Below are 6,839 nucleotides of genomic sequence, written 5' to 3' on the forward strand. Positions count from 1 at the left end.
GTACGCGCCGTGCACGCCTACCCGCACACCGGCTCAGACGTCGTGTGGTATTCCCCGAAGCGCTGCGACCGCGCCGAGCTGCTCGCGGCAATAGCCGAAGCCGAACACGTTGCCGCCGAGCTTATTCCGGATCGTACGCCACGATCATCGGACATCCGTAACACCGAGGTTCTGCGCATGGCGATCGGCGGGACGGCCCTGGCTCTGCTGGGCATCCGGCGTTACGGGTTCAACCGTCCCCCGCTACTGGGTCCGTCGGGGCAGTTGGTCGCCACGGGCGCAACCATTTTCATGGGGTACCCGTTCCTGCGCGGCGCACTACGCTCGCTGCGATCCGGCCGCGCGGGCACCGACGCATTGGTGACCGCCGCGACCGTCGCCAGCCTGGTCCTGCGGGAGAACGTCGTCGCGCTGACCGTGCTGTGGCTGTTGAATATCGGCGAGTACCTGCAGGACCTGACGCTGCGCCGAACCCGGCGGGCGATCTCGGATCTGTTGCGCGGCAACGCCGACACCGCGTGGGTCCGCCTCGACGACGGTAACGAAGTCCAGGTGCCGATCGACAGCGTCCAGATCGGCGACGACGTGGTGGTCCACGACCACGTGGCGATACCGATCGATGGCGAGGTGGTCGAGGGCGAGGCGGTTGTCGACCAGTCCGCGATCACCGGGGAGACCCTGCCGGTCAGCATCGTCGCCGGAGCGGCGGTCCACGCCGGCTCGGTGGTGCTGCGCGGTCGGCTGGTGATCCGTGCCCACGCGGTCGGCAACCAGACCGCGATCGGGCGCATCATCTCCCGCGTCGAGGAAGCCCAGCACGATCGCGCGCCGATCCAGACCGTCGGCGAGAATTTCTCTCGCCGCTTCGTGCCGATCTCGTTCATCGTCTCCGCCGTCACACTCGCGCTAACCGGAGACGTCCGTCGCGCGATGACCATGCTGCTGATCGCCTGCCCGTGCGCGGTCGGCTTGTCAACCCCGACGGCGATCAGCGCGGCGATCGGCAACGGTGCGCGGCGCGGCATTCTGATCAAGGGCGGGTCGCATCTAGAACAGGCCGGCCGAGTGGACGCCATCGTCTTCGACAAGACCGGAACCCTCACGGTCGGCCGACCAGTGGTGACCAATATCATTGCGCTGCACGATGATTGGCAGCCTGAGCAGGTTCTCGCCTACGCCGCGAGCTCCGAGCTGCACTCGCGGCACCCGCTGGCCGAGGCGGTGATCCGCTCCACCGAAGAACGTCGCATCATCATTCCGCCGCACGAGGAGTGCGAGGTACTGGTCGGCCTCGGCATGCGCACTAGGGCCGACGGCCGGACGCTGCTGCTGGGCAGTCCCTCGCTGCTGCGCGCGGAGAACGTCGCCGTCTCTCGCGAAGCCTCGGACTGGGTCGACAAACTGCGCCGGCAGGCCGAAACTCCGCTGCTACTCGCCGTGGACGACACCCTGGTCGGGCTGATCAGCCTGCGCGACGAGATTCGCACCGAGGCGCCCGACGTGCTGAAAAAACTGCGCGCCAACGGGATTCGCCGCGTGGTGATGCTCACCGGCGATCACACCGACATCGCGAAAGTCGTTGCCGCCGAACTGGGCATCGACGAGTGGCGCGCCGAAGTGCTGCCCGAGGACAAGCTCGAGGTGGTACGCCGACTGCAAGACGAGGGCTACATCGTCGGCATGGTCGGCGATGGAATCAATGATGCGCCCGCGCTGGCCGCGGCCGACATCGGCATCGCGATGGGCCTGGCCGGCACCGACGTCGCGGTCGAGACCGCCGACGTGGCGCTGGCCAACGACGACCTGCGCCGACTGCTCGACGTCAGCGATCTGGGTACGCGCGCGGTCGAGGTCATCCGGCAGAACTACGGCATGTCGATCGCGGTCAACGCCGCCGGGCTGCTGATCGGCGCCGGGGGCGCGCTATCACCGGTGCTCGCCGCGATCCTGCACAATGCCTCGTCGGTGGCCGTCGTCGCGAACAGTTCACGCCTGATTCGGTACCGCTTGGAGTGAACAACGCTACAGGTCCGAGGTGAATACCCGGTCGGCGTGCGAGAGCCGTTCGCTGGCAACGGGGTCGAGCGGGGTCGATGACATGGAACGACTGATGGCGGAGTTCGACGCCGAACGGATCACCCGCACTGTCAGTCACGCATTGGCGGGTCCGGGTGGAATAGCGTTGGTGATCAACGTTTTTGCCGCCGTGCCCGGCGTCACGCACACCGCCGCCAAGCGGGGCATGTTCTCCTCACAACCCGCACGGTTGCACATCGGAGACTGGCGCTACCAGGTGACGCCCGACGCCAGGCTGTTGGCGGCACACGTGGTCGGCGGCATCGTGATCGGCGAAGAGGTGCTGCTGGCGGACGCGGTGGGGCCGCACCTCGCCCGCTCGCTGGGCCAACTCGTCGCCCGACACGGTCCGGCGGTGGTCGCGAGCATCGACGCGGCGGTGGACGCGCTGAGCGCCGGGGCGGGCTGAATGCTCGGCGTGCGATACTCCCCCGGTAAGTCGACGACGTAGGAAGCCGGTGCGGGACTGATCCGAATCCTGCGCGGGAAGGCCGGTAAACTAATGCCTTTCGGCGGTACGACGGCGCTCACAGCGCTCGCAGACATCCACAACGTCAGTTCCTATTTCGCCGTGGGCACCGGGCCACCGAACGAGGGCTGGCACCCCGTCGCGCGCCTCTACGACAACTCTGCACTGCTGGCCGCGACCATCGGCCAGATCCAGACCCGGATGGAGGTCAGCGAGCAACGGGTGGCGGCGTCGACGTTTTTCCTCGGCTTCGCCGCACGGCTATGGTCGATCGGCGTGGGCACCGCCGTAGGCCACGGCCTGCTCGTCGATCTGCCGCCCGAACGCCTGCTGTTCCGCCAGAACGACGGGCAGATCGCGCTGCACCTCGAACGCCCCGGGTCGCGGCGCAGCGACCGTCTCGGCCCAGCACTCGCCGACATGGTGATCGACCGGCATCTCACGCCGCTGGCCAAGGCGCTGCGCCGCATCGGTCCGATCTCGGCGAGGCTGCTGCAGGGCAACTCGGCGTCCGCCTTGCTCGGCGCGGCGCGGGTGTTCGACCGCGACCGTGCCACCACGTCGGGATCAGAACTCGCTCGCCGCATCTGTGCCGACCCACGACTGAGCGCCGCGGTCCGTTTCGGCGGGCTTGACTACCGCCGCACAAGTTGCTGTTTGTATTACCGCACGCCTCACGGCGGGCTCTGCGGAGATTGCGCCCTCGACCGGGTGCCGGAAAGAAGTCGCGATGATCGACTTTAGCCCTGCCGTCCAGACCACCGAAGACAATGGGCGAGAACAGGTCTGGCCACTGCCCACCGACGAGGAAAGCCTGCGCGACGAGCCCGCCTTTTCCCAGCTGGAGCTGTGGGACCGGCTACGGGCGGAGTTCCTGTGGTTGGATCCCGACCCACTCGACCGGTCCGGCAAGGGCTTTCGGCACGGCTGAGTCAGCAGCAGTCCTCACCGCGCCAGGATTTGACGCCCTGCCAGATCGCGGTGGCGGCGATACCCAGTCCGATCGCCGGGTCGAACCACCAGATAGTCGGCCAGATTGCCGCGACCGCCAAGCCGACCAGCACCGTCGCCGCCTGTGCGCCGCACAGATAGTTCTGTGTTCCCTCGCCCGCGGTGGCCGCCGAGTGGAGGTGATCGGCGAGCGAATGTTTGACGCGGCCCAGGATCGGCATCAGCACCAGCGAGGCAGCCGTCAACGCCATGCCGATCATCGAAGTCTCGGCGTCGCGCCGGTCGAGCAGATGGTGGATAGATTCGGCGGCGATGTAGGGCGCGGTCAGCCAGAACGACCACGCGACACCGATCTGCGCGCGACGCTCAGCAGTCGCCGACGCGGTGCGCGAACCGGAGAATCGCCAGGCCACCATCGCGCTGGCCAGCGCCTCGGGCAGGCTGCCCAGCGCCCACCCGGTCAAAGCGATCGAGCCGACCGACAGGCCCTGCCACAGCCCGACCACGCCCTCGGTGAGCATCGCGGCCATGCTGACCCAGGCCAGCCGATACGCCCACCTTGCCCGGTGCTGCCACCGGATGTCGTGCGCGACGGCAGGCCCATGCCCGTGCCCTGATTCGCAGCAGGCGTCGACGGCGAGCCCAGCCTGATCGGCCATCGAACGCGATTCGGTCACCCAGCGATGTTAGGCCACCACGCAAAGCGGATGCCTCTGCCTCGCTGTCGGGACACATCGTCTGCAGGTGAGGTGCCTAATCGCGCTCGGCGCAGTTATCAACAGGTGCTTCCCAGCCTCGGATGGCTACCCTGGTTGGCATGGCACGCACCGAGAACGACACCTGGGATCTGGCAACGAGCGTGGGGGCCACCGCCACCATGGTGGCCGCGGGCAGGGCCCGAGCCAACCGAGCGGGGCTCATCGAGGATCCGTTCGCGGAGCCACTGGTGCGGGCGGTCGGCGTCGATTTCTTCACTCGCTGGGCGAACGGCGAGATGAGCGCGGATGACGTCGACATTTCCGGCCACCCGTGGGGCATGCAGCCGATGACCGACCTGATGGCTGTGCGGACCCGGTTGATCGATCAATTTCTGTCCGATGCGACCGCCTCCGGTATCCGCCAGGTGGTGGTGCTGGCCTCCGGCCTCGATGCTCGTGGCTACCGACTCTCCTGGCCCGCCGGGACGGTGGTGTTCGAGATCGACCAGCAGCAGGTGACGGATTTCAAGACCGCGACCCTGGCCGCGGCGGGGGCCGAGCCCACCGTCGAGGTGCGGGCAGTGCCGATCGATCTGCGCGACGATTGGCCCGCGGCGCTGCGGCACGCCGGCTTCAACGCCGATCGGCCCACCGCGTGGGTCGCCGAGGGCCTGCTGGCCTTCCTGCCGCCCGAAGCCCAGGATCGCCTGCTGGACAACATCACCGAGCTCAGCGCGCAGGGCAGTCGACTGGTCGTCGAGATCTTCTTGAGCTCACCGGAGTCGCTGGAGGTGATGCGCGAGTCGTCGCAAAAGTGGTACCAGCACGGGCTCGACGCACGCATCGACGACCTGTGGTTCGGCGGCGAGCGTCATGACGTCGCGCCCTACCTGGACGCGCGCGGCTGGCAGACGACGCGGCACTGGTCCAGCCGATTGCTGGCCGACGCGGGCCTGCCGGTGCCGCAACGCAACGACAGCAATACCGAGAACTATTACTGCACAGCACAACTCGGCTAGCCCGCCGATAAGCGCTGCGCCGACCGCAGCTGCGGTGCGCTCGCGTTGCCCACCAGCTCACCGTACATTTCGGACCTCATCGTCGATCCGGACGACGCGTCGGGCCTTCGATCCACTCACGCGTCCGACGTGGTGTGGCACGATGTCGCTGTTAGGCGATGACGACAGAGGAAGCCGGTGTGAATCCGGCGCGGTCCCGCCACTGTCATCGGGGAGCGACCCTCACCAGCCACGGCCGCAAGGTTGGAAGGCGAGGCTAGCAGCGATCCGAGAGCCAGGAGACTCACGTCCTCGCATCCTGCGAGCCGGGGCGGTCGACCCCGAAGACGGAGTCTCCCCATGACGCTGCGCGCGTTGTTGTCTTCAATTTCTGGCGGCCGCCCGTGACCGCCCCCGTCTGGATGGCGGCACCGCCCGAGGTGCATTCGGCGCTGCTGAGCAGCGGTCCGGGACCAGGGCCCCTGCTCGAGGCCGCGGCGGCGTGGACGGCGCTGAGCACCGAATACACCGCGGCCGCTGACCAATTAGCCGCCGTGCTGACCGAGGTGCAAGCCGGGACCTGGGAGGGTCCGAGCGCCGAGAGCTATGTTGCCGCCCACGCGCCCTATCTGGCATGGCTGCAACAGGAAAGCGCGGACAGCGCCGCGCGGGCCGCCGATCACGAAACCGCGGCGACCGCCTACACCACTGCGCTCGCCGCGATGCCGACCCTGGGTGAGCTGGCCGCCAACCACGCCACCCACGCGGTGTTACTGGGTACCAATTTTCTCGGCATCAACACCATCCCGATCGCACTCAACGAAGCCGACTATGCCCGCATGTGGGTACAAGCTGCGACCGTGATGAGCGGCTACGAGAGCGTCGCGGGCGCATCGGTCGCGGCCGCCCCGACCACCCAACCGGCGCCGCCGATCATGAAAGCGCCCGCGGCCAGCGAGCCGTCGACACCGCCCGCGTGGTTCACGAACCTGGAAAACTATCTGCAAGGGCTTTTCCCACAGCCGCCGTACCCCACCGAAGGCCCGCTCTACCAGGAGATATTGAACTTCTTCAACCAGATCGGCTTCACCGATTTCAACGATCCGATCGCCACCTGGTTGCAGAGCCTGTCGTCATCGACGTTCCCGCCCTACCCCTTGCCCGGGTGGTGGCTGGCATACACCGGCGACCCGCTGAGCTACCTCACCCCCGAAGCCATCGCCTACGACCTGTCGGTGCCACTAGACCCCGCGTCCTACGTCGCCTTCACCGGTCTCGTCATCGTCGACGACCTGCTCGCGATCGTCTATACCGCCGCGTTCAATCCCTCGCAGCTGTTCTTGGTGGCACCGTTGGCGCTCATCGAGATTGTCGGGTCGACAATCGGCAACACCATCCAGGTGCTGCACTACATCCTCGATTCGACCCTGGCGGTGGCACTGCCGGCCCTTTTGCCGCTGGCAGCGGTTTCAGCTCCGCTGGCAGTGGCACCGGTCGGGCTGGCCGGCTTGGCGGGCCTGGCGGGTTTGGCCGGGCTGGCCCCGGCAGCGACGGCGCCGATGCTGGCCCCGGCGTTCGCCATGGCCCCGACTCCCCCTCCGCCGCCCGCACCTACACCGATCGCCCCGACCCTTGCCCACGTGACGC

At 67.8% G+C, this 6,839-nt stretch carries 7 protein-coding genes and 1 riboswitch; of the genes, 6 read left to right on the top strand and 1 reads right to left on the bottom strand.

Translation table 11 applies throughout. The features are described 5' to 3' along the window. The 4 genes from ctpC to AC2VOU_RS05145 form a co-directional block, all read left to right on the top strand. Nucleotides 1-2,016: manganese-exporting P-type ATPase CtpC (gene ctpC, locus AC2VOU_RS05130; protein ID WP_486956386.1), on the top strand; the 2,016-nt coding region annotated here is incomplete at its 5' end. A 94-nt stretch (nt 2,017-2,110) separates the two neighbouring features. Beyond that, nucleotides 2,111-2,485: a DUF5073 family protein gene (locus AC2VOU_RS05135; protein WP_486956387.1), complete on the top strand. Its 375-nt coding sequence runs from the start codon at nt 2,111-2,113 to the stop codon at nt 2,483-2,485. 93 nt (nt 2,486-2,578) lie between these two features. Further along, a complete protein-coding gene (locus AC2VOU_RS05140; RefSeq protein WP_486956388.1) occupies nt 2,579-3,289 on the top strand; it encodes a (2Fe-2S)-binding protein in 711 nt (236 codons plus the stop codon). Further along, nucleotides 3,276-3,476 (top strand): hypothetical protein, encoded by a 201-nt coding sequence (locus AC2VOU_RS05145; protein WP_486956389.1) that lies wholly within the window; start codon nt 3,276-3,278, stop codon nt 3,474-3,476. Before AC2VOU_RS05140 ends, AC2VOU_RS05145 begins: the two co-directional genes overlap by 14 nt. Before the next feature lies 1 nt (nt 3,477). On the opposite strand, the gene AC2VOU_RS05150 is transcribed toward AC2VOU_RS05145, so the two are convergent. Next, nucleotides 3,478-4,173 carry a cation efflux transmembrane domain-containing protein gene (locus AC2VOU_RS05150; protein ID WP_486956390.1) on the bottom strand — a complete coding sequence of 232 codons (696 nt, stop codon included), beginning with the start codon at nt 4,171-4,173 and terminating at the stop codon, nt 3,478-3,480. A 140-nt stretch (nt 4,174-4,313) separates the two neighbouring features. Here AC2VOU_RS05150 and AC2VOU_RS05155 point away from each other — a divergent pair, with 140 nt between their 5' ends. Continuing rightward, nucleotides 4,314-5,213 carry a class I SAM-dependent methyltransferase gene (locus tag AC2VOU_RS05155; RefSeq protein ID WP_486956391.1) on the top strand — a complete coding sequence of 300 codons (900 nt, stop codon included), beginning with the start codon at nt 4,314-4,316 and terminating at the stop codon, nt 5,211-5,213. A 125-nt stretch (nt 5,214-5,338) separates the two neighbouring features. Next, nucleotides 5,339-5,518, top strand: a riboswitch (cobalamin riboswitch). Between the two features lie 78 nt (nt 5,519-5,596). Further along, a partial coding sequence (locus AC2VOU_RS05160; RefSeq protein WP_486956392.1) for a PPE family protein occupies nt 5,597-6,839 on the top strand: 1,243 nt, incomplete at its 3' end.

It is taken from the genome of Mycobacterium sp. TH-M25 (assembly GCF_057473665.1).